Here is a 253-nt window from a genome sequence, read left to right as displayed (position 1 = left end):
GGATAGACCTCCATGTGGGCGACCGCGCCGACGGCGTCCGGCTGGTAGTCCATGGCGATCTCATGCACCAGTTCGATCACCCGGGCCATGCCGAGCCCGGCATTGCGGCGCTTGGGCATCGGGGTCGAGCCGGTATGTGCCTCCCTGCCGGTCAGCGTCACCTGGAGCCACTTCAGGCCCTGGCCATGAGTGACGACGCCGATGTCGATATCTTCGTCCTCGAGGATCGGACCCTGTTCGATATGCAGTTCGA

1 pseudogene is annotated in these 253 nt (G+C 64.4%); it reads right to left on the bottom strand.

Going from position 1 to position 253, the window contains the following annotated elements:
- A pseudogene (locus tag EOB49_RS35595) lies at positions 1–253 on the bottom strand (Zn-dependent hydrolase); the annotation flags it as partial.

It is taken from the genome of Mesorhizobium sp. M7A.F.Ca.MR.148.00.0.0 (genome assembly GCF_003997735.1).
Lineage (GTDB): Bacteria > Pseudomonadota > Alphaproteobacteria > Rhizobiales > Rhizobiaceae > Mesorhizobium.
Note: the sequence above shows the minus strand (reverse complement) of the source record. Positions and strands in the feature narration are given on the sequence as shown.